The sequence below is a fragment of the Psychrobacter sp. M4 genome (assembly GCF_055699795.1).
Map to the genome: position 1 here is coordinate 388,802 of NZ_CM146740.1, position 24,231 is coordinate 413,032.

Sequence of the window (24,231 nt, forward strand, 5' to 3'; positions counted from 1 at the left end):
CTTGGACAGTTTAAGTTTACATCAAGGACTGAGTTCTGTACTTTACAGGACTCAGTCCTTTTAGTTTAAGTTGAATTCTCTCATGATTATAGTAGTGGATATACTCATGAATCTGTTGCTCTAAATCCTCAATGGTATTCGGTTTCTCAATATAAATCGTCTCACATTTGAGCGTACCAAAGAACCCTTCCATCAATGCATTGTCTAAGCAATTACCCTTACGGCTCATACTTTGGTTAATATGATTCGCTCTAAGCGTACTTGCAAACGGTTTCATTTGATAGTGCCAGCCTTGATCTGAATGCAGGGTGAGCTCCTCTTTGCGCTTTGCAGGTATGTTTTTAACGGCACGCTCAAGCATCTGTTTGACTAAATCATAGACGGGTCGTCTTGAGAGCGTATAACTGATGATCTCATTGTTGTAGCCATCGAGTATGGGTGATAGATACAACTTATCACCGCCGACCTTAAATTCAGTGATGTCAGTAAACCATCTGCGATTAGGCGCACCTGCTCTGAACTTACGCTTGACCCTGTTCTTAGCTATAACGCCGCACTGTCCTTTGTAGGATCGATACCTTTGTCGTCTGATTCTGGCAGTCAGCTTAAGCTGTCCCATAAGCCTTGCAACCCGCTTATGGTTGACCTTTAGTCCTTCATTCTTAAGTGTCTGAGTGATTCGACGATAGCCATATCGACCTTTATGCTGGTGGTAGATATCACGGATGCGCTGTTTCAAGGGAGCGTATTTGTCTTTATCCCAAAGACTCGCTCTATGATAGTAGAAACTACTCCTTGCAAGCTTTGCTATGGTGAGTAAGTCAGATAACACGTGCTGTTGTCTTAGTCCTTCGATGAGCCTTGCTTTTTGTCTGCTTGTTCCTCCGCTCTGAGCAAGGCATCGAGCTTTTTTAAATACGCATTCTCCGCTCGTAGATACTCGTTCTCACGTTTGAGCTCTGCTAGGGTCTTGTCCTCATCAGGTTTGTCTGTGATAGGAGAGGTCATAGGATTACTACCTTTATATTTAGAGGTGAGTCCAGACATACCGTAGTGTCGATAAGCGTTGTGCCAGTGGCTAATAAGCGCAGGTGAGCTGATAGTAAACCTAAGGGCAGTTTCAGACTGACTTAGTCCTTCTGATAACATCACAGCGAGCACTTTATACTTAAAGTCGCTACTGTATTTAGTCCTATCGACCTTAGGCTTGATAGCGTCTATGCCACCATGTTGATATTGCTCGACCCATTTGCTGACAAACCGCGGATTTACAGAAAACTTCTCACTGGTAGCATGTCCGCTATGTCCTTGCTTGTAGTATGCTATGACTTTGATCTTAAAGTCTAGATCGTAACGCATAAAATAACCCCCATAAATTGTGTCCAACTTATGGGGGGCAGTTCAGTTGCTGGCTTTTTTGCACGCCTAAAAAAGTAAAAAACTAGTATTGGTGTTTCTGTACAAAGTAGTACACTACTATTGGCGACTTCTTTACGGGTCGTAGTTATTTCATGGCTAATTATATGAGGATAAGCGCATGGCGGACAAAGGCCGAGTTGCTAAATATCAAGCGGATAGAACCAACCAAAAACTTTATTTTTGTCGTCTTTCTTGTCAAGCGGCAGGGAGTAGTATTAATAAACAGCTGTATCAAGCACACTGTGAGACCGCTATCTTTCATTTATATGGAACTTTTTTGGCCTTTATGCAGGAGCTTGCTCAGTTCTATAGTTTGGATATGAAAGCACCCACTTTGGCAGATATCGAGCAAGCATTAAGTGCACGCACGCAAGTATCACCAGAGGTGCAGCGCTTACAACAGCTGCAGCAACAGGGGGTTTTGGCTAATATAGAGCGAGCTTACCAGCGTTGTCTGTATGCTGTATTGCCTGATCAGTTGAGCGCTAGTGAAAGTACTGATCATATAGAAGACAAGCCAAAAGATTTGATCGTTAATGTGGTGACTTTGTCCAACCAGTGGTTGCCCGATGAATCAACTATCCGTGAATGGCGCCAGCAGTTTTTAGAGCTTATTGAGCAGCTACGCGCCGGTATGGTAGAGTTTTAGAGGGTTAATCAGTTATCTCTGGTATAGGTGGCATAGTTTCTACGGGCGTCACTGTCAGCGGGTTTTGCGGGGTGCTACTACTAGGAGGCGTTGTCGGTCTTGATGATGCTGGACGCCGATTATTGGTATTAGCACTACGATCAGTATTAGCGCTTTCTTCAACACTAGGGGCAGGCACTGGGCGCTGCTGTGTTTGAGTCTTAACTGGTTTTAGCGCACTGCTAGTGTCTTTATCATCATCGGATTCTATGACTCCATCATCGGTCATCTCTAGTACACGTAGTTTCTGCTTTTCTGACTTTGCTTTGTTATTAACGGATACCCATTGGTGAGGCCGATTTCTGAGCTGTGATTTCATAAAATCCATCCATACCGGTAGTGCTGCCACCCCGCCGTATTCACGGCGTCCTAGTGTGGAGGGCTGATCAAAACCCATCCAAACGACCGTAGCATTAGTGGGATGGAACCCTGCAAACCAGGCGTCTTTGGCTTCATTGGTGGTTCCTGTTTTACCACCGATATCGCTGCGACCTAAGCTTTTAGCTTTTACAGCCGTACCGCGCTGTACCACATCACGCAATATATCAGCCATCTCATAAGCAACCCTAGGCTGTAAGATGCGCGGTGCTTGAGTCGCATTGACATATTGTACTACAGGGGCATGCAAACGATCCGCCTCTGGACTGGCATCATAAATATCTAGATCAATAGCTGTATTGCTATCTGCTTTATTTTGGTCACCGTCCTCACTTTCGCTCTTTTTTATATTTTGGTTCTGATCAGCGGTCTGCTCATCCTCAGTATCACTAGTAGCGTCGTCTGCAGTATCGTCCTCAACAGACGCTTCATACTCTGTAATCAGCTGTTTATTAAGGTCGTCGACTTGTTCATTGAAACACAAAGCACAGGCTTGCTGCGGATTGGCCTGAAACAATAATTTATTGTTGTAGTTATACACTTGCTCAATAAAATAAGGTTGAACGCGGTGACCACCATTAGCGAAGGTAGCGTAAGCGGTTGCCATTTGTAACGGCGTTGCTTGTCCTGCTCCTAGTGCCAATGACAATGTTGTTGGCAGCTTCTCTTTATCAAGACCAAACTGATCTAATAAGTTGCGAGCATCAGAGATGCCAATAGCTTGTAACAATCGTATAGAGACTAGGTTGCGTGATAGATATAAACCGCGGCGTAAGGTAATGTCACCCAAAAAACGGGAGTCAGAGTTTTTAGGTTCCCAGTCGCCCACTTGTATAGGACGGTCTGAGACAATACTGTCTGGACGATAACCTTTTTCTAAAGCAGTAGTATAAATGAGCGGTTTAATCGTTGACCCTGGTTGACGCCATCCTTGTAGCGCACGGTTGAATTTACTGTGATTAAAGTCAAAACCACCAACTAACGCATTAACAGCTCCCGTATCTGGATCTAAGGAAACTAGACTGCCTTGTACTTCAGGGATTTGTGCCAGTTGCCAATTGCCATTGGCTGTTGAGATAAGACGAATAATGTCATTCTCACTGACAATCTGTGACGCGTTGCCAGGATAATAGCCAATTCGGTCAGCTGAAAAGTACTTGCGCGCCCAGCTCATACCTGACCAGTTGACTGTAACCTCATCACCAGACGGCAAGGTAGCTTCAAAGCTGCGCGAGTTGACCTTGGTTACTTTGGCAGGCAACATACCGCCGTAACGACGGAAATTCTCAATTGGCTCATCGTTGGCCTCAGCACCGCGCCAACCATGGCGATGATCATAAGCAATCAATCCTTTTAATACAGCTGCCTCAGCAGCCTGCTGCGCTTCGCTATCAACAGTGAGGCGTACCCGCCACCCTCCATTGACGACTTGTTCACCGTAGCGATTAACTAGTGCATAACGGGTCATCTCTGCCAAATAGGGCATATTGACATCAAGTTTTTCTTGGTACAGCTTTAAGCCAATAGGTGCGTTAATAGCTTCATCGTGCTGGGCCTTATCGATGTACCCAAGCTCATACATACGGCCAACGATCCAGTTGCGGCGAGTAAGCGCGCGCTCAGGATTAGCAACAGGATTATACTTTGAAGGTGCTTTTGGTAGGCCTGCAAGCATAGCCATCTCAGCTACGGTTAGATTATCTAAAGATTTACTGTAGTATTTTTTGGCAGCGGCTCGAATACCGTAGGCGCCTTCGCCCAAATATATCTTATTGACATATAGAGTCAGAATGTCGTTTTTGCTCAGCTCGTCTTCCATTTTGCGCGCTAGAAACAATTCAGTTAATTTTCGGTTCAAAGTACGCTCAGGGCTCAAAAAGTAATTTTTGGCAACCTGCATAGTAATGGTAGAACCACCGGTCTGACTCTCATCGTCAGTAACGGCTTCGGTAACCGCACGCCCAAGCCCTTTGATGCTGATACCGCTATGTTGAAAAAACGAAGAGTCTTCTGCTGCTAAAAAAGCATTAATTAGATTATCAGGAATATCTTCAAAGGTAACAGGCAACGACATACGGTTGCCGTATTGACCAATAAGCTTGTCGTCACTACTATATATTTGAAGCGGCATCTCAAGGCTAGCCGTCTTGATTTCTTGAATACTAGGTAGCGTTGGCGACAAATACATCGCCATACCATAGAAGCCAATTGGCACAGTTAATGCAAGAACAACCACTAGAGCTAGACCGGCAATAACAAGTCCCACCAAAAATTTAACGAGACGAGCAGTAGCATTTTTCTGGGTCATAATCAAACTTATTTATTAAAATCAGTAGCAAATGTTCCATTATACAGCGAACCAAACATTCAGGTCATGCTAAAAGTGTAATTTGTTCCCAAAGTGTTTTTAAATACTTGAATATGTCTATTAAGTAACGTATTGTATCTATTTATTACTAAATGATTTCAAAAAGTAAAATTATATAAGGTAAAGCGTTTGTGAGGCTACTTTCTTCTAAAGGTCGACATCTAGTTGGAGTAGATATATCTACTACCTCTGTAAAAATAGTCGATATACAGCGTCAACAAGGGATATTTCATCTAAAAGCTTATGGTATTGAGAAGTTACCGTTGGGTACGGTGGTCGATAAGCTAATCATTGATACCGAGGCGGTAGGTGATGCTATTACGCGTGCAGCCAAACGTTGTCAAGCTACAGGTAGTGATGCTGCTACCGCAGTTACAGGTTCAGCAGTCATTACTAAAATTATCGATATGGATGCAGGGTTAAGCGACGTTGAGCGCGAAGCTCAAATTCGCCTAGATGCTGATCAATACATCCCATATCCGCTAGAAGAAGTTAATTTGGACTTTGAAGTACTAGGTCCCTCATTAGTTGATGAAAATTTAGTACAAGTACTACTGGCAGCCTCACGATCAGAAAACGTTGATCAGCGCGTAGATGCGCTGACTTTTGGTGGTTTAAAAACCAAGATCATGGACATTGAGTCGCATGCTATTGAGCGCTCGTTTGCGCTGATGGTAGATAGTTTACCAAGCTTGCCAGAGCTGGTAGCACTAGTGGATATCGGTCACAACCAGACTACGCTGTATATCGCCAAAAATGGTGAGTTCGTTTATAGCCGCGAACAACTATTTGGCGGCGCGCAGTTAACAGAAGCTATTCAAAATCGCTACGGCCTATCATTTGAAGAAGCTTCGGTTAATAAACGCGAGATTGCACTGCCTGATGATTATTACTCTGAGATCCTAACGCCGTTTATGGAAAGTACTATTCAGCAGATCACGCGCTCATTACAATTTTACTTCTCCTCTAGCCAATACAATAGTATTGATCACGTGGTACTTGCTGGCGGCAGTAGTGCTATCTCAGGCTTATCTAAGCTGGTGCAGCAGAAACTTGGCGTCCCCGTCACTACAGCTAATCCTTTTATCAATATGACAGTAGACCCTTATGTAGATAGTGAGCAGCTGGCTATTGATGCGCCAAGCTTACTTGCTGCCTGTGGCCTTGCGCTTAGGAGCTTTGACTAATGGCTCGTATTAATCTATTACCTTGGCGAGCAGAAGCGCGCGAACGCAGCAACAAAGAGTTCATGACTTTGGTTGTAGCTGTTATTTTATTAGCGTTGTTGTCAGCCTTTGCCTCTTGGAGCTATTTCAATAATGAGCTTGAAGAACAGCGCGATGCTAATGCGCTTATCGAGCAAGAAAACAGTCGTCTAGATACGGCGCTCACTGAGATTGATAGTTTGGAGCAACGCCGAGCAGATATTATCTCGCGTATGCAAGTGATTCAAGATTTACAAGGGCGGCGTCCAGTTCCCGTGCATTTATGGGATGACATCGCTAAAGCCATACCGCCTGCACTTTATATTAACAATTTTAAGCGCGAAGGTGACTTGCTCACTTTGACCGGACTTGCTGATAACCCCAATGTGGTGTCTAGTTTGATCCGTAACTTAGACAATACTAAATGGATGGGGGGTTCTGCTGTGCGTAACATCCAGCAAAACATTACTGCCTATCAGGCCGCGCCTGCTCTAAACGAGATGGTAACTGACGGCCAGCAGGCACGTCCCATATACCCTGAAGACAGCTATGTACAGTTTGTAGTGACAACGCAAGTGCAGTTAGAGACTATCGATCCTGATGACAGTGCTGAGTCTGGAGGTGAGTTGTGAAACTTGCGCGCAAAAAGAGTTTGCTGAAAACTAAAAAAGTTAAAAATCCGGCCGTAACTCCTAAAAAACAATTTAATTTCAATGACTTTCGCCGTAGTTTTGAGTCGTTAGATAGTGAAAACTATGGTAGCTGGCCCCTACCAGTCAAGATAACTGTATTTATCTTCATCATCGGCTTCATTGCTGCCTTATCTTGGGCTATGCCGATCAGTAGCAAGATTGACGCTATTAAAGCGGCTGAGAGTGAACAGCAAACTTTACTAGACAGCTACCGCGAAAAAGAATCACGGGCCCGTCATTTAGAAGCTTATAAAGCTCAGGTTAATCAGATGGAAGGCGAGTTTAAGACTTTACTTGATCAGCTTCCCAAAGATACTCGGGTTTCAGAGTTGGTAGAGGGTATCAATATGACTGGTGTTGGCAGTAATATTCGTTTTCAAGATATCTCAGTAGAGCCTGAGATTGAAAATGAGTTTTTCATCGAGCAGCCGATTCGTATTGCGGCTCTAGGTGAGTATCATCAGTTTGGTAGCTTTATTAGTGGCCTTGCAGCTCTGCCGCGAATTGTCACGATGCACGACTTTGAAGTCAGCAATCCGCAGCCAACTTTGGATACCCTGCCAGAGCTGAACTTAGTACTACAAACCAAGACTTATCGCTCAAAAGACTTAACGGCTGAAGAGGTAGCAACGACGCCAGCAACTGAAGCTACGGCTGAGGGCAACTAATATGAATATAAAACAACTGCCAGTCCTCATCACCTTAAGCATCACCACTTTATGGTTAACTGGTTGTACGGATCGCATTGGTATTGCAGGAAAGGCGATGGATGATATCCGTAATTCACCTTCACAGCCTATTGAGCCACCGCCGCAAGCTGAGCTGGTAGAGGATTTTGTATACAGTGCAAGCCTAGTACGTAGTCCCTTTTTGCCACCCAGTCTTGTAAATGTACAAGATTCAGCAGTCTCTACTGATGGCGTGCGTCCTGATATTACTCGAACAAAACAGCCTCTTGAACAGTATGAAATTGCCCAGCTGACTTTTCGGGGAATGGTGATATCGCCTGAAGGTCGGCAGTATGGACTAATACAGCGCCCAGATGGATCAGTTACTAGCGTTAAAGTAGGTGATTATCTTGGATTGAATGACGGTCGTATTGTTGAGATCACTCCAACCCAGATTAATTTGATTGAAATTGTGCCAGACAGCCGCGCAGGGTTTATTGAAAGACCACAATCGCTGGTTTCTCCTATAAGTTAAGTTGGCAGATTTTTTGAGGAATAAATAATGACAGTACGCAGTAACAAGATAATGACGATGAATAACCGTATGTCCTCGACTTTTGCGATATCTGCATTAGCAATCAGTATGGTTGCTGTTAGCAGCAGCGCTTACGCTGAACCGCGCATCAATAACGTCTCTGTAGTACAGACAGCACCTGCTGTTACGCAAATGCGTCTCGGATTTAGCAGTGCACCTGTACTACCTTCTGCTTATCAGCTCGATAACCCAAGCCGTTTGGTTTTGGATTTTGAGCAAGTACAAAATGGACTTGCAAGCCGCTTTAACGACTATAATATTGGTATGGTCAATGATGTTACTACTCTAAACAGCGATAGTACCACGCGCTTAATTGTAGGGTTAAAACAAAGCGGCAATTATACTACTGCTATTGATGGTAACGATTTACTGCTTACTCTCACCGATCCCAGTCGTGTATTAGCCGCACAGACCGTGACTACGCCAGCAACGACTGCGATCATAACCCCTATTGTTGAAACCAGTAGCGCAGGGGTTACTCCTATTATTACCGGTGCTAATAATATCAAAGTAAAAGCGCCTGCTGATAATACTATGGTGGTACGTGTCAACCCGCTATTGGATCCAAGACTTGCCTCCTCACAGGTGAGTAAACAATATAGCTATGATGGTCTGAGCGCTCTGAATTTTGCAGCAGGTAGTAATGGCGGCGGTGATATCAGTATTATGCTTGCTAATGAAGCGATTCCTGTCGATGTACAGCGTCAAGGCAATAAGCTGGTAGTAAGATTGACAGGCAGTACCGTACCTAAAAACCTGTTGCGCCGTTTAAACATCAACAGTGGCTTAGTAGATAGTGTCGATACTAAAAACCAAGGTCAAAGTGGTGTCATTACTATCAATATGACTGGTGATTATGAATATCAGGCTTATCAATCAGGCAATCAGCTCAACATCAGCATCAATAAGCCTGAGCTCTTACGGGATCCGACGCTTGAAGAAAAAGTCTATAACGGTGAAGCGCTATCTATGGAGTTTCAAGACGTCGAGATTCGTAGCGTTCTTGATATTTTAGCGCAGTTCACTGATATGAACATCGTTGCTAGCGACTCAGTAAGTGGTAACATTACGCTGCGTCTAATCAACGTACCTTGGGATCAAGCGCTCGATATCATCTTAAAAAGTAAGAATTTGGGCAAGCGTGAGAATGGCAACGTGATACTCATCGCTCCGTCTACCGAACTTGCTGAGCAAGAAGCACAAGAGCTTGCAGCTCAGCAAGCGGTCAAAGCCTATGCTCCGCTGCGCACTGAGTATATCCGTCTTAGTTACGCTAAAGCGGCAGATGTGCTAAATCTTATCTCACAAGGTAGCGGGCCTACGGGTAATAACAGCGCTCTTAATACCGATACCGGCAACATTGATGATAATAATACGCTGCTGTCTAATCGAGGTACAGTCACCATTGACGAGCGTACTAATACGCTTATTGTTAAAGATGTGGCAGGCAGCATTGAAAATATTCATAAACTGATCAGCAAAATCGATATTCCTGTACGGCAAGTAATGATTGAGGCGCGGATCGTTAGTGCCTCTGATAGCTTTAGTAAAGAGATTGGCGTACGCTGGGGTATTTTATCTGATGGCGCGGCTAATAACCGCAATCTGCTGGTGGGTGGTAGCGATCAGACATTATGGGATCTCAAAGACTTCGATGTTGAAACCACAACGGTTAATGGGCAAACGGTCTCTTATCCATCCTACGATATCAGCCGTCCGCAAAATTTAAACGTAGATTTGGGTGTGAATAATCCCGCAGGAAGTATCGCTTTTGGTCTGCTGGGTCTATCAGATTTTATGCTTGATCTTGAGCTCTCGGCTATGCAAGCAGACAATCGCGGCGAGGTCATATCAACACCTAAGATTTTGACTGCTGATAAACAAACTGCCAAGATATCTTCAGGAACGCAGATTCCTTACCAAGAAGCCTCTGCCAGCGGTGCCACTACTACCAGCTTTAAAGAAGCGGCTCTGAGCTTAGAGGCCACTCCAAATATCACGCCTGATGGCAAGATTGGTTTACAGCTAGAGATTACCAACGGCTCGCCAGTATTTGGTAATGGCATTGTAGCTATTGCTGAGGACTCTATTTCTACCAATGTCGTTGTAGAAGACGGTCAAACCATTGTTTTGGGCGGTGTTTTCAAAAATACCACTAGAAATGGTGTTGATAAGGTACCTTTCTTAGGTGATCTGCCTTATATTGGCCGTGCATTTCGTAGAGATGTACGCGGTAACGAAAAAGAAGAATTGCTCATTTTCATTACCACAAAGCTGATCAATGATGGCACTAGTCGTTTGAATTAGACTGAACTTAAAGAGACTAATAAAGTTTTTAATAGAAAAAGCAGGCCTAAGAGCTTGCTTTTTTGTGTGCAGAGGTTTTGAAAATGGCTGTACACACAATAAATATAGCTTGTTACTAGCCAGAATATTAATGACGTTGTATGATAGTTGATTTATCTGAGTGTGTATTATGCGGGAGGAATTGCCATCAGTGTTCTTAGTTGGGCCGATGGGGGCAGGAAAGACCACGATAGGCCGACTGCTTGCTAAGCAGCTGGGACGCGAGTTTGTGGATAGTGATTGGTATATTGAATCGCAAACCGGTGCCGATATTGCTTGGATATTTGCCAAAGAAGGAGAGTCGGGGTTTCGTGCTCGTGAGACGCGGGCTATTGACGAGTTGACTAAGCGTCGGCAGATTGTGTTGGCAACTGGCGGCGGCGCAGTTATGTCTGCTGATAATCGAAAGTTCTTGCACGAGCGCGGTATAGTCGTCTACCTTAATGCACCCGTTGAGGTGCAAATAGCGCGCACGTCTAAAGATAAATCGCGACCACTGCTACAAAAGCCCAACCCTAAACAAATCTTACAAGATCTATATCATATTCGTGACCCGTTGTATCAACAGATAGCGCATATTATTTTGCCAACAGGTCATACGTATCCTCGGCATATGGTCAACAAATTACTGCAGCAACTTGAGAGTTTTTTTGAGTCTGAACATACAAGATCGATAATGGATACTCAAACAGAGACAATAAGCAATACCGTGACCGATACCAACACTGCTTCAACGCTTAAACCTTCAGCGAATGAATAAGCTACAAGTCCTAAGCATACTAAGCGTAGATATAAAATATAGGAAGACCTTATGGTAATGCCACTATTTAGCGACGGTTTAACCGTACATACTCAAAGCCATGACTATCCAATCATCATTCGAGCAAAAAGCACCATTGCTGAACAAATAACCCCTTATATCAGTGGACGACAAGTATTGATTGTCAGCAATGATACCGTCGCCCCTTTGTATCTACAACCTTTGCAAGAACAATTAGCGAAGCGCTTTACGGTCGCGGTTTGTATATTGCCCGATGGTGAGCAATACAAAAATCAAGCAAGCATCGATCAGATTTATGACGCATTAATGGCGCAGCACTTTAATCGTGATGTCACTTTGATTGCGCTTGGCGGCGGCGTTATAGGTGATATGACAGGATTTGCGGCGGCAAGCTTTATGCGCGGCGTGAATTTTATTCAAATTCCAACCACGCTGTTGTCGCAAGTCGATTCAAGCGTTGGCGGTAAAACGGGTATCAATCATCGTCAAGGCAAAAACATGATTGGTGCCTTTTGGCAGCCGCAAATGGTGCTTGCTGATATGAGCACTTTGCAAACTTTGCCCGCGCGTGAGTTGTCAGCTGGAGTGGCCGAGGTCATCAAATACGCTCTTATTATGGACAGCGAGTTTTTGACGTGGCTTGAGCAAAATTTACCAGCGATGATGGCATTAGATTTAGCCATACTTGGCGAGGCGGTAAAGCGCTGCTGTGAGTACAAAGCCACTGTTGTCGCGCAGGATGAAAGAGAAGCTGGTCTGCGAGCATTGCTCAATTTTGGTCATACCTTTGGTCATGTCATCGAAACTCACGAAGGCTACGGCAACTGGCTACACGGTGAGGCCGTGGCTGCTGGCATGGTACAGGCCGCCAAGCTATCACAGAAGATGGGCTGGCTAAGTGTTGATGATGTAGAGCGTATCAAGCATGTGTTGAAGCTCGCCAACCTACCAACTGAGCCGCCGCCAATTGCAGTCGATACGGCTCTTGATTTGATGGGTCATGATAAAAAGGTAAAACAAGGACAAATCCGGCTAATTTTGTTAAAATCGTTGGGGCAAGCTGTATTGACAGATGACTTCGAGGCGTCATTACTGACCGAGGTGTTGTCATAACTTATCCTACATTGTGGTGCCGCGCTCTTCAATAGTGCTTATAGTAGATAGCAGACAATCAGCTGTTTAATCGTATTTTTCAAGGAACTATTCATGGCAGCATCGAGCTCAACGATTCGCTCCAAAACTATATCTCATCGTCGTCAGGCGCTTATCTGGCTTATGATGACCTTGCTGCTGGGCGTAGTAACGGCGCTCATTTGGATGTTTAGTCAGACTCCAGCGATTGGTGCCAAAATTGAAAATGCTCCTATAGCAACGCCGCAAACTCTCAGCACTGAGCTTGAACAACCTTTGTCAGTTGAGGCGTTGCATGAGCTTGATAATGATGTACAGCCTATTAACTTTGAAGACACTATCCGTGATCTGCGCAATTATCCTGATGAGTTCAAAGATAAGCGTTTCTTGCTAGCCAATAAGGGCAAGTGGACCGTTCAAGTTATGAATGTCGCTGAAAATCAGGTGATTGCAAGCTATCTAGATGGCCGTGAAGATCGCCAAAAATTCTCCTATTTTCGCTATCGTGATGAAAATAACCAGCTGCGTTACATGCTTACGTATGGGCTTATGAGTAGCCCGCAAGAGGCAGTAGGGGCAGCTAAGTTGGTGGACTTTGGTTTGCCTGCCAATGTACGGGTATTACCAGAGGAGATCAGTCGCTATGTCGGTATTATTGACAACTATGAGCGCCCTGATCCTATTAAAGACTTAAGTACTAAACGCTCACGCTCAGTTAGATTGCAGCCTACGGAACGCGAAGTGCCAGTACGTGAACCTGAAATAACGACTGATTATGAGGATGGCTTTAATAGTGGGACGCCAAGCATTCGGCAGTCGACAAATACCGATGATACACTGACTCTTAATGAAGAGCGCATTGTTGCCAACGAAAATGCAGGAACAGCGTCTACCAGTACAAGTGATAAAGCGGAGCCTGAGACTAGAAAACTACCCGTTGTACCTACGCCGCCAAAACCACCAAGTCTTACTGACAATACTAGTAAAAGCCCTACTAATAGCGCTAATGGCCAAAACAATACCAGTACGGGTAATAGAGGTGCAAATACGGATGCTGCTAAAGACAATAATGATAGTATTAAAGAGTTGATAGAAGAAAAAGCGCCTTAGTGTTCCTAACCTAGGCTTGGTAATTAAAAGTATACTTGATGTTTGTCACTTTCTAGCTCGCTCTATTTAACGTAGGGCGAGCTTTTTTGTGGGTCAACGTTCACTTAAAAAGACTGGGCTCTTTTTTGCCGCTGTTGTCCTAACAGTAGTACAGTGCTGCTGAGAGGCTTCGTTTTCGGATATAAGTTGTACAGCATTAAAATTGCTTACAGCTAGTAAGATTTGTATCAATAGCAGATTAGTATCGGTCTACTAATTTTATTTAGTAGCGACTATAGTCGATAACATACAGCAAAATGTTTAATAAACCATGCCAATAGTATGGATATATTGAAATGACTATTACGGTCAAACTTCAATGAATTGCCAGAAAACAGTGGATTTTTCTACAAGCATTAACTAATATGAATAAGGGCGATGCTCTGTATGATTATCGTAAACGGTTATTTATTCCTTTAGTCGTTCATCCTACTCATAGTGTTTTAATCCTTGTCTACTGAGCTTTTATTATAGCCATTGTATTCAAGAGGTAATTATTGGCCGTATAAGCGCCAAGCTTATTTTCAAAGATTTTTGCAGTTATACGGTTATATATTTTTAGCGCTACTAGGAGGCTGCAATACAGAGTGTCTGATATTCAAATTCCATTGACCGTTATTTCATTAGATATTTAGTCAATTATTAATCGGAGTCGGTAGTATTTTTATAAAAACTACCAGTTGACAACGCCTATGAATAGTCATTAACAAGTTACTAGATTTAAGGACGTAAGTAGGTATTACATTGAGAATTATCCCAGCTCATTACTACTGACGACCGATCATCTGCTTGTGGTTATATCTTTTTAGATAAAGGAGTCGTGATAATTTCACTACCTCTAAGACGCTAAACCTATTTATTATAGTAGCTATTTAACAAGATATACGAATATCTATCATCAGCCCGTTCTGCTTGCGGCTTACAGTTTATGATCTGCATTGGATACATACACTGCCCGCTCATTTAAAAGGACTAGCTATGTCAATGATTTCCTCTCAAACCCATTTGGCGACGCCAGATGACTTCTCTGACAACTGTGGCTTTGGTTTAATCGCTCATATTGAGGGTCAAGCCAGTCATGATTTGGTCAAAACCGCTATTCATAGTCTTAGCTGTATGACTCATCGTGGCGGTGTCGCCGCTGATGGTAAAACTGGTGATGGCTGCGGCTTATTGCTAGCAACGCCTACTGAGTTTTTTAAAACTACTGCTAAAGAGCAGCAACTGTCTATCAGCGATAACTTTGCCGTTGGTATGGTTTTCACTAATGTAGATGCTGCCAAAGCGCAATACAGTGAGCAAGTATTAAACGAAGAGATTAGCGCTCAAGGTTTAGTCGTTGCAGGCTGGCGTAAGGTGCCTGTCAATCTAGATATCGTCGGTGAGATTGGCCGTGAGACGCTACCTGATTTTAAGCAAATATTTGTCAGTGCTGATGAGAGTCTTGGTAGCGACGATTTTAATCGCAAACTGTTTGTTGCGCGCAAAAAAGCTGAGCAGCGCCTGACCCATGATGAGCTGTTTTATGTCTGCTCCTTAAACTGTCAGACCATCATTTACAAAGGTTTGGTGATGCCATCGGACTTGCCAGCATTCTTTTTAGATTTGCAAGATGAGCGTTTGGCCTCACACATTGTTGTGTTTCATCAGCGTTTCTCCACCAATACGCTGCCGCGCTGGCCGCTTGCGCAGCCGTTTCGCTACCTTGCGCACAACGGTGAGCTTAATACCATCACCGGTAACCGTAACTGGTCGGAGGCACGCACCCCGAAACTCAAATCTGATAAATTGCCCAATTTAAATGAACTTGCACCATTAGTTAATCGTACCGGTTCTGACTCTTCAAGCCTAGATAACATGCTTGAGGTGTTAGTGTCTGGTGGTATGAGTCTGTTTCATTCGATGTCGATTTTAGTACCGCCAGCGTGGCAAAACGTCGATAGTATGGATATGGATCTACGCGCGTTTTATGAGTTTTACTCGCAGCACATGGAGGCGTGGGATGGGCCAGCAGGATTGGTCATTCAAGATGGGCGCTACGCCGTTTGTATGCTTGATCGTAACGGTTTGCGCCCGTCGCGCTGGGTCACGACGAAAAACGGTTATATTACGGTGGCATCAGAGATTGGTGTGTGGGATTATACGCCAAAGGATGTACTAGCCAAAGGCCGCGTAGGCCCAGGTCAGATGCTGGTCGTTGATACCATGACCGGACAGATCTTAGATACAAAAATGATCAGCACTTTGCTCAAAAAGGCGCATCCGTATCGTAAGTGGCTACGCGAAGAGGCCACTCGTATTCGTGATGATGAGCGCTTAGAAGAAGAGCTTGCGGCAAAGGCGTGCCGCGGCGATAAGCTTAAATCCTTACAAAAGATGTATCACATCACTAATGAAGAGCGCACGGAGATCATTCGTCCCAACGCTGAAAATGCTCAAGAGCCTGTCGGTTCTATGGGCGATGATACGCCAATGGCGGTATTATCGCAGCAGATTCGTCATGTCGGTGACTTTTTTCGTCAACAGTTCGCGCAGGTGACCAATCCGCCGATAGATCCATTACGTGAATCTATTGTCATGTCGCTGCAAACCTGTCTTGGCGCGCAAACCAATCTATTTGCACCCACTGCCAAGGACGCCCACCGGATTATTTTATCGTCGCCGGTGTTGTCTGCCAGCAAAATGCAGCAGCTTGAAACCTTGGATGATCCAGCATTTAAGATGGCGCGCATTGATCTTAATTATGATATTAGTATGCAGCTCTGTGAGGCGATCAAAGTGATTTGTGAGCAAGTTGCGAGCGCTATTCGTGCTGGCGATACACTGATTGTATTGTCGGATAAAGACATCCATCCTGATAAAGTGCCTGCCAATGCTATTATGGTAACGGGCGCGGTGCACCATTATTTAATTAGCGAGGGTATCCGTACCAATGCTAATTTAATTATTGAGACGGGTCTGGCGCGCGACTCGCATCAAGTGGCGGTACTGATCGGCTTTGGAGCGACCTGTGTTTATCCATATTTAGCCTACGATGTTATCGATGACTTGGTAGCGTCCGGTGAGCTATTAGGTGACCCTATTCAAGCACGCGTGAACTTTCGTAAGGGCTTAAATAAAGGCTTGCTCAAAATTTTATCAAAAATGGGTATCTCAACCATCGTCTCTTACCGCGGCGCGCAGTTATTTGAGGCAGTTGGATTATCTGAGGAAGTGGTTGATTTGTGCTTCAAAGGCGTGCAAAGCCGTATTAAAGGCGCAACTTTTGCAGACCTAGCAGCCGATCAATTACAGCTAGCGGCCAATGCCTTCAAACGCCGAGCGCCACTTGATCAAGGTGGTCTGCTCAAATTTGTGTTTAACAAAGAGTATCATGCCTTTAATCCTGATGTAATCAACAGTCTACATACCGCGGTACGTACGGGGGACTATGACAATTATTTGCACTATGCCAATTTAGTTAATAGTCGTCCGGTAGCGACGCTGCGCGATTTGCTGCAGCTTAAAACTGATAAACCTATTGCTGTCGATCAGGTTGAGGATGTCTCTGAGATTCTATCGCGCTTTGACTCAGCTGGCATGTCACTTGGCGCTTTATCGCCTGAAGCTCATGAATCGATAGCGATGGCGATGAATACTATAGGCGGGCGCTCAAACTCTGGTGAGGGCGGCGAGGATCCAGTGCGTTACGGCACCCTGCGCAACTCCAAAATCAAGCAGGTAGCTTCAGGGCGCTTCGGGGTTACGCCTGCTTATTTGCGCTCAGCTGAGGTCATGCAAATAAAAGTCGCGCAGGGAGCAAAGCCAGGTGAAGGGGGTCAGCTGCCAGGCGGTAAGGTTAATGCACTCATTGCGCGTCTGCGTTACTCAGTACCGGGGGTGACTTTGATCTCGCCGCCGCCGCATCATGATATTTATTCTATCGAGGATTTAGCGCAGCTGATCTTTGATCTCAAACAAGTCAACCCTGACGCTTTAGTCTCCGTCAAGCTGGTCTCCCGTCCGGGCGTGGGCACGATCGCCACAGGAGTAGCCAAGGCTTATGCTGACCTGATTACTATCTCAGGCTATGACGGTGGCACGGCAGCGTCTCCATTATCTTCTATCCATCACGCTGGCTCGCCATGGGAGCTTGGCCTCGCTGAAACCCACCAATCACTACGAGTCAACGGTCTGCGTGATAAAGTGCGAATCCAAACTGATGGTGGTCTCAAGACTGGCCTTGATGTGGTGAAAGCGGCGATTTTGGGCGCAGAAAGCTTTGGCTTTGGTACCACGCCGATGATCGCCGTTGGCTGCAAATACTTGCGCATCTGTCACCTCAATAACTGTCCGACCGGCGTTGCCACGCAAAAAGCCCAACTGCGTGATGAGCATTTCATCGGCGAGGCGGAGATGCTGATTAACTTCTTCAAATTTGTCGCCACTGAAACCCGCGAGTGGCTCGCCGCTCTTGGCGTACGTAGTATGGAGGAGTTGGTTGGGCGCACTGATTTATTAGAGATATTAGAGGGTAATACCGATAAACAGCGTCATCTGGATTTATCACCCTTACTCTTTAGTCATCCAGCCAGTAGCGGCAAGGCACAGACCTGTCAAGTTGCACGTAACGAGCCGTTTGATAAAGGCCTGCTAGCTGAGCAAATGATTAGCGATATGCTGATCAGTATCCGTAAAGGATCAGGTGGTGATTATAGCTACTACGTCGGTAACTGTGATCGCTCTATTGGCGCGCGAATCTCCGGTGAGATCGCTGCGCAGTGGGGCAACTTAGGCATGAGCGATATGCCCATTAAGCTGCATTTAACGGGCACAGCAGGGCAAAGCCTAGGCGTTTGGAACGCAGGCGGGCTGCATATTGAGCTTGAAGGCGATGCCAATGATTATGTTGGCAAAGGTATGGCAGGCGGCGAGATCGTCATCTATCCACCCAAAGATTCAAACTTTGTGTCGCAAGATACCGCAATTATCGGTAATACCTGTTTATACGGCGCAACGGGCGGTAAACTCTACGCGGCTGGTACCGCAGGTGAGCGCTTTGGGGTACGTAACTCAGGCGCCCATGCCGTCGTTGAGGGAACAGGTGATCACTGCTGCGAGTATATGACTGGCGGCATCGTCACCGTTCTTGGGCGTACAGGTCTTAACTTTGGCGCAGGTATGACTGGCGGTTTTGCTTATGTGCTCGATATGGAGGGCGACTTTTTTGATCGCTGCAATCATGAACTCATTGATCTTAACCGTATCTCAAGTGAGCAAACCGAAGGACATCGTATTTATTTACAACAAGTAATTGAACATCATGTCGCTAAAACCGGTAGTACATGGGGCAAAACCATTTTAGATGATTTTGATTACTATGTGCGTAAGGTCTACTTGGTTAAGCCCAAAGCTGCAAGCATTGTCAGTTTACTTAAAACCACGATGGCTGACCCGCAATAAAGAATAGGCTAATAGTTTTCAACCCGTATAAAGGCTCTAAATAAGTAACTGGCAGGGCATTGATGACAAGTTTTTATATTTAAAACGTCGTTTGCTATCTGCCAGCTACTTACAAAAAAGCCTAACATAGAAGAGACCATGGTCATGGCAAAACGTTTAGAAAATAACTTTCAGTTTTTAGAAGTACCGAGACTTGAGCCGCTCAAAAAAGATATTGCAACGCGTTCAACAGAATTTGTAGAGATCTATACGCCGCTTGAGAGTGAGCCGGTAGCTCAGCAGTCGCATCGCTGTCTTGAGTGTGGTAATCCCTACTGCGAGTGGAAATGTCCGGTACATAATTACATTCCTAATTGGCTAAAGCTTGCAACCGAGGGGCAAATCTTTCAAGCCGCTGAGCTGTGTCATCGTACCAATACTTTGCCTGAGGTTTGCGGGCGCGTTTGTCCACAAGATCGTCTTTGTGAGGGTGCTTGTACCCTCAATGACGGTTTTGGTGCGGTAACGATCGGCAATGTTGAGAAATACATTAACGACACTGCTTTTGCGCTAGGCTGGCGTCCTGATATGTCAGAGGTAGTTTGGACAGATAAAAAGGTTGCTATTATTGGCGCGGGACCTGCCGGTCTTGGCTGCGCAGATATCTTGGTCAGAAATGGCGTCAAGCCAGTAGTATTTGATAAACACCCTGAGATTGGCGGTCTGCTTACCTTTGGTATTCCAGAATTTAAAATGGAAAAAGACGTCATGCGTAACCGCCGCATTATCTTTGAAGGGATGGGGATTGAGTTTCGCCTTGAGACCGAAGTAGGTACTGATGTTAGCATTGATGAGCTGATGGATGATTATGATGCGGTGTTTATGGGTATGGGCACTTATACTTATATGCGCGGCGGCTTCGCTGGTGAAGAGCTTGACGGTGTACATGATGCACTGGACTTTTTGATTGCCAACGTCAATCGCTGCAACGATTGGGAGAAAAATCCTGAAGAGTATATTGATCTAAAAGGCAAACGCGTCGTGGTACTTGGCGGCGGCGATACAGCGATGGATTGTAACCGTACCAGCATTCGTCAAGGTGCCGAGCAGGTGGTTTGCGCTTATCGCCGTGATGAGGAGAATATGCCAGGCTCGCGCCGTGAAGTGGTTAACGCTCGTGAAGAGGGCGTTGAGTTTTTGTTTAATCGTCAACCGACTGAGATCATCGGTCTCAATGGTAAAGTGAATGGGGTAAAAGTGGTCACTACTCATTTGGGTGCGCCCGATAATCGCGGTCGCCGTCGTCCTGAACCTATCCCTAATTCTGAAGAGATTATTGCTTGCGATGCGGTGATCTTGGCTTTTGGTTTTCGTCCCAGCCCTGCTGAATGGTTTGAAACGCAGCAAGTGGCGCTTGATCCTACAGGGCGGGTATTGGCATTGGAGGAGCAAACCTATAAATTCCAAACTAAGAACCCCAAGATATTTGCCGGCGGCGACATGGTACGCGGTTCCGATTTAGTAGTGACCGCTATTTGGGAAGGCCGAGAAGCAGCTGAAGGTATCCTAGACTTTTTAGAGGTATAGCTTGCTATAAAATGTGTATCATGATTACTATTTTATACTCCTTAACGTCTTTTATCTTAGCAGGTAAAAGGCGTAATTTTTTATCGAGCGTTTATTTTTGATGAGCCGCCCCCACAATAGCTTTGAGTGTTATTTACATGATAGTCATTATCAAGTATTTAAAAATCTATAAGGCTGTTATTTTTATTTAAAAAGAGTGTTTTTTGTGAAACCGACCTTGTGGCAGCGCTTTAGCGCTCCGCTTACAGAACCGTATGCTCGCTACCTACATGCTGATATTTTGCATGCCATACGTTTGGGGGTGGCTGTATTAGCCGCATTATTGATCAATGCGCTTACCCATCTGCCGCATGGAGAATGGACGACTATTACTGTGTTTGTGATATTGGGATTGTTGCAGTATCAAGGGGCAATTTATACCAAAGCCAAAGAGCGTATATTGGGAACGCTGCTTGGGGTTGTGGTGGGTCTTGCATTTATTTGGCTCAGTCAAGATATAGGCGCTTGGCTGTGGCTATACTATATACTGATTGCCCTGATCAGCGGTGTCATCGGTTATGTGGCCGTTAAACAGCTCGGTTATATTGGGCTGCTTACCGGTATCACTATGCTGATGATCGTCTCCAGTCCTGATCAAAGTAACATCAGTCAAGACGGTCTTTATCGGGCTTTTAACATTCTGCTTGGTGCAGGCGTAGCAGTGGCTGTGACGTTAATTTTGCCCCTAAAATCAACGCTGATGTGGCGCTTTTTATTAGCCAGTAACCTTGAAGCTTGCAGTAACTTATATGCTGGAGTAGGAGATCATATCGGCGCTGATACGCTTAGCCATCAAACGTTTGGGCCTATTGAAAAGGATGACTCTGCTAATATTATTTATACCACCACCACTCGAATAACTGACGTGCCAGTCGATAAAGCGTTGGTTAAAGAGCTAAAAGAGATCAATAAACGGCTACTGGCAGTACGCCCGCATATGGCCGCAACGATAAGTGAATCAGGTATCAAAAAAGAGACTATTGAGACTATTCAGCGTACCCATCGTAATATCATTGGTACCATTGATTTGTTGTTGAGCGCAGCGCCGCGATTAGCAAGTATTGAGATTGATGAAGACAATTATATCCTGCTGATGCATTATCAGCATGAGTTGACGCAAGCGATGCAGCATATAGCCGCAGTACTACGTAGTCCAAGCGATGAGATGTTTCGACCGATTACGCGTATTGAGGTGTCAGAGTATCCAAGCGTGCAGTACTTGGCGTTTGAATGGCAAGGTTACTTTTGGTTGACGCAAACTCTACAAACGCAGTTGCAGCGTTTGAGTGATTTACTATAAAAAACCAGTCCGCAGTGGTATGCCGCCTCCGGTCTTCGTTACCAGCGCCGTGAGCAGCGCCGAATTGAAGAGCACGGCGGTGAGACAGATTTGCATTTATAACTTCTATAGTTAGTTCGAAATAAAAACGTTACGCCAATACTAGCAGCACTGTATCGGTTTTAAAGTGAATCGACCATATATAATAGATAAGCATAAAAAAACGCTAGTCATTACTTACTAGCGTTTTTCGTTAATAATAAATTTTCGTTTTAACGACCCGTTTTGAGCATATCCCAATACTGCTGATACACTTGTAGCGCCTCATCACCAACATCTTCTTGGAACTCAGCATTAGCAAGCACATCTTGCGGAGGATAAATGACTGGATTATTACGGACCTCTTCATCCATCAATTCGCGTGCTGCCATATTGGGTGAGGCGTAACCAATCTCTTCGCTGATAATCTTGGCATTTTCAGGACGCAAAATATAGTCGATAAACTGGTGCGCAGCGTCCACTTGCTTAGCATTTTTTGGAATAACAAAGTTGTCCATCCAGAGAATCGCGCCCTCGGTAGGGTACTTATAGACTAGGCTTGTCAGACCCTCATCGTTAGCCATGACCGCCTCACCATTCCACGTCATACCAACGTTAGTCTCGCCTTCCATATAAGGGATACGCGTGGCGTCCGAATTAAAGGTTTTGACATTAGGCATGATGGTAGTGAGCTTATCATAAGCCGCTTTGATCTCATCAGGGTTACTGCTATTGCCTGAATAGCCAAGCGTTAATAGCGCCATACCGAACACCTCGCGCATATCGTTCATCAGCATGACTTGGTTCTCAAAATCAGGACGCCATAAGTCATTCCAGCTATTGACTGTGGCAGGATCGATGACATCACCGTTGATAGCAAGGCCGGTGCTACCCCACATATAGGGAATAGAGTACTTATTATCAGGATCGACTTTGGTATTGGTAAATGAAGTATCTAAATTACTAAAATTGCTCAGTTTTGATTTATCTAACTCTTGGAGTAATCCTTCGTTAGCCATCTTTTCTACATAATAAGTTGAGGGCACGGCAAGATCATACTGGCTAGAATCATCTAGCAGTTTGAGCTTAGCATACATCGCTTCATTAGAGTCAAAAGTGGTGTAGTTGACATTGATGCCCGTCTCATCTTCAAAGCCAGCCAAGATCTCTTGCGGCATATACTCAGACCAGTTATATAAATTTAGGGTCACGTCACTATCAGTTGCTGCATTTTCAGAGTTACTACAGCTAGCAAGCGTAAGTCCAATAGCTGCACATAATAGCGCCTTAGGAAAAATATGAATAGAGTTTGGGGCAAACGAGCGAGATGATAAAAAAGGCAAGATTACTCTCCTAGATAAATCAAAAATAAAAACTGAGACACAATAATATAGGTATGGTTACTATTATGGTCATTCTCAATGATCATTTAAAGGGTAACGACTTAGATTTACTTAGTTTACCTAGCATTGTAGTCTATTTTCTCGCTTCACAACCATTGTTAATAGATATGCTATGATTGATTCGCTTTAAGACTAGATTGAGAGCTCATAGACGCTATTGCATTTGAGTAAGGTTTATAAGGATGAGTATTAATGGAACAAAATGATATAGTTATCCCAGTATTGTTCACTAATAAAGTGGCTATTGTCACCGGTGCCAGTCGCGGTCTTGGTGCTCAAATCGCTCAGCAGATGGCAGCAGCAGGCGCAAGTGTTTGTGTCAATTATTTTAACAATAAGGATGCTGCTGAAAAAGTGGTTAATGATATTGAATCTGCTGGTGGACAAGCATTTGCTTATCAAGCTGACGTTAGGGAGTTTGAGCAAGTGAAATCAATGGCTAGCGAAGTGATCAAACGTTATGGACGTATTGATATTTTAGTCAATAATGCACTGCCAAGCTACCAATTCGACCCAAGCGCTGACTATACCAGTATCGCAACTGTCAAGTGGACACATTTCTCTCAGCAGCTAAATGGCATCGTTAAAGGTGCAGTCAATACGGTACAAGCCGTACTACCGCAGATGAAAACTCAAAAAATGGGCAAGATTATTAATATCTCAACCAACCTTGTTTACAATCCGGTAGTCACTTATTACGATTATACGACGGCCAAGTCTGCATTGATTGGGCTTACAAGAAATTTAGCAGCGGAGCTTGGTCAATACGGTATCCGAGTTAATTTGCTGGCAGGTGGATTGTTAAAAACGACTGACGCCAGTAGTTTAACGACCGATGAAGTTTTCGACTATATTGCGACTACCACACCACTACGTCAAACGACCTCAGTTGCCGATTTTGCCAATGCAGTCTTATTGATGGCGTCTGATTTGAGCTCAGCAATCACAGGGCAGTCTATTGCCGTTGATGGTGGGTTGACTATGCCATAATTAAGTTATAGCAGATAGTAACAAACTTTGATGACTTGTATTTTGTAAATAAA

General features: G+C 44.6%; 15 protein-coding genes and 2 pseudogenes. 13 read left to right on the plus strand and 4 right to left on the minus strand.

Features of this window, described 5'->3' with window-relative positions; translation table 11 throughout:
- Positions 1 to 16: 16 nt before the first annotated feature.
- Positions 17 to 859 (minus strand): annotated as a pseudogene (locus tag ACR63N_RS01665) (IS3 family transposase); the annotation flags it as partial.
- Positions 844 to 1,359 (minus strand): transposase, encoded by a 516-nt coding sequence (locus tag ACR63N_RS01670; RefSeq protein ID WP_367105913.1) that lies wholly within the window; start codon positions 1,357 to 1,359, stop codon positions 844 to 846. The pseudogene ACR63N_RS01665 and the gene ACR63N_RS01670, both read right to left, overlap by 16 nt.
- Positions 1,360 to 1,537: 178 nt before the next feature.
- Here ACR63N_RS01670 and ACR63N_RS01675 point away from each other — a divergent pair, with 178 nt between their 5' ends.
- Positions 1,538 to 2,068 (plus strand): DUF6586 family protein, encoded by a 531-nt coding sequence (locus ACR63N_RS01675; RefSeq protein WP_472782368.1) that lies wholly within the window; start codon positions 1,538 to 1,540, stop codon positions 2,066 to 2,068.
- A gap of 4 nt (positions 2,069 to 2,072) precedes the next feature.
- On the opposite strand, the gene ACR63N_RS01680 is transcribed toward ACR63N_RS01675, so the two are convergent.
- The gene (locus tag ACR63N_RS01680; protein ID WP_472782369.1) at positions 2,073 to 4,793 is read right to left on the minus strand and encodes a penicillin-binding protein 1A; all 2,721 of its coding nucleotides are present in this window, start codon (positions 4,791 to 4,793) and stop codon (positions 2,073 to 2,075) included.
- A 191-nt stretch (positions 4,794 to 4,984) separates the two neighbouring features.
- On the opposite strand from ACR63N_RS01680, the gene ACR63N_RS01685 reads away from it, so the two are divergent.
- From ACR63N_RS01685 to ACR63N_RS01735, 11 genes and pseudogenes are all read left to right on the plus strand, one after another.
- Positions 4,985 to 6,040, plus strand: a complete 1,056-nt coding sequence (locus ACR63N_RS01685; RefSeq protein WP_367105117.1) for a pilus assembly protein PilM — start codon at positions 4,985 to 4,987, stop codon at positions 6,038 to 6,040.
- Entirely contained in the window at positions 6,040 to 6,690 is a 651-nt protein-coding gene (locus ACR63N_RS01690; RefSeq protein WP_367105118.1) for a PilN domain-containing protein, read from the plus strand. Before ACR63N_RS01685 ends, ACR63N_RS01690 begins: the two co-directional genes overlap by 1 nt.
- A complete protein-coding gene (locus ACR63N_RS01695) occupies positions 6,687 to 7,418 on the plus strand; it encodes a type IV pilus inner membrane component PilO (protein ID WP_367105119.1) in 732 nt (243 codons plus the stop codon). The genes ACR63N_RS01690 and ACR63N_RS01695 overlap by 4 nt, the downstream gene beginning before the upstream one ends.
- 1 nt (position 7,419) lies before the next feature.
- Entirely contained in the window at positions 7,420 to 7,953 is a 534-nt protein-coding gene (locus ACR63N_RS01700) for a pilus assembly protein PilP (protein WP_367109705.1), read from the plus strand.
- A gap of 27 nt (positions 7,954 to 7,980) precedes the next feature.
- Entirely contained in the window at positions 7,981 to 10,320 is a 2,340-nt protein-coding gene (gene pilQ, locus ACR63N_RS01705) for a type IV pilus secretin PilQ (protein WP_367105121.1), read from the plus strand.
- 169 nt (positions 10,321 to 10,489) lie between these two features.
- A complete protein-coding gene (gene aroK / locus ACR63N_RS01710) occupies positions 10,490 to 11,119 on the plus strand; it encodes a shikimate kinase AroK (RefSeq protein WP_367105122.1) in 630 nt (209 codons plus the stop codon).
- A 51-nt stretch (positions 11,120 to 11,170) separates the two neighbouring features.
- Positions 11,171 to 12,253: a 3-dehydroquinate synthase gene (aroB, locus tag ACR63N_RS01715; RefSeq protein WP_367106223.1), complete on the plus strand. Its 1,083-nt coding sequence runs from the start codon at positions 11,171 to 11,173 to the stop codon at positions 12,251 to 12,253.
- A 93-nt stretch (positions 12,254 to 12,346) separates the two neighbouring features.
- Positions 12,347 to 13,381: a hypothetical protein gene (locus ACR63N_RS01720; protein WP_367105124.1), complete on the plus strand. Its 1,035-nt coding sequence runs from the start codon at positions 12,347 to 12,349 to the stop codon at positions 13,379 to 13,381.
- A 1,017-nt stretch (positions 13,382 to 14,398) separates the two neighbouring features.
- Positions 14,399 to 18,862, plus strand: coding sequence for a glutamate synthase large subunit (gltB, locus tag ACR63N_RS01725; RefSeq protein WP_472782370.1), 4,464 nt, complete (start codon positions 14,399 to 14,401; stop codon positions 18,860 to 18,862).
- A 144-nt stretch (positions 18,863 to 19,006) separates the two neighbouring features.
- Complete coding sequence (locus ACR63N_RS01730; RefSeq protein ID WP_367106225.1) at positions 19,007 to 20,428, plus strand: glutamate synthase subunit beta; 1,422 nt, start codon at positions 19,007 to 19,009, stop codon at positions 20,426 to 20,428.
- 205 nt (positions 20,429 to 20,633) lie between these two features.
- Positions 20,634 to 21,869: pseudogene (locus ACR63N_RS01735) on the plus strand (FUSC family protein).
- A gap of 149 nt (positions 21,870 to 22,018) precedes the next feature.
- On the opposite strand, the gene ACR63N_RS01740 reads toward ACR63N_RS01735, so the two are convergent.
- Positions 22,019 to 23,128, minus strand: a complete 1,110-nt coding sequence (locus tag ACR63N_RS01740) for an ABC transporter substrate-binding protein (RefSeq protein ID WP_472782371.1) — start codon at positions 23,126 to 23,128, stop codon at positions 22,019 to 22,021.
- A gap of 252 nt (positions 23,129 to 23,380) precedes the next feature.
- Between ACR63N_RS01740 and ACR63N_RS01745 the strand changes: the two genes are divergently transcribed.
- Positions 23,381 to 24,178: a 3-oxoacyl-ACP reductase gene (locus ACR63N_RS01745; protein WP_367106227.1), complete on the plus strand. Its 798-nt coding sequence runs from the start codon at positions 23,381 to 23,383 to the stop codon at positions 24,176 to 24,178.
- Positions 24,179 to 24,231: the final 53 nt, after the last annotated feature.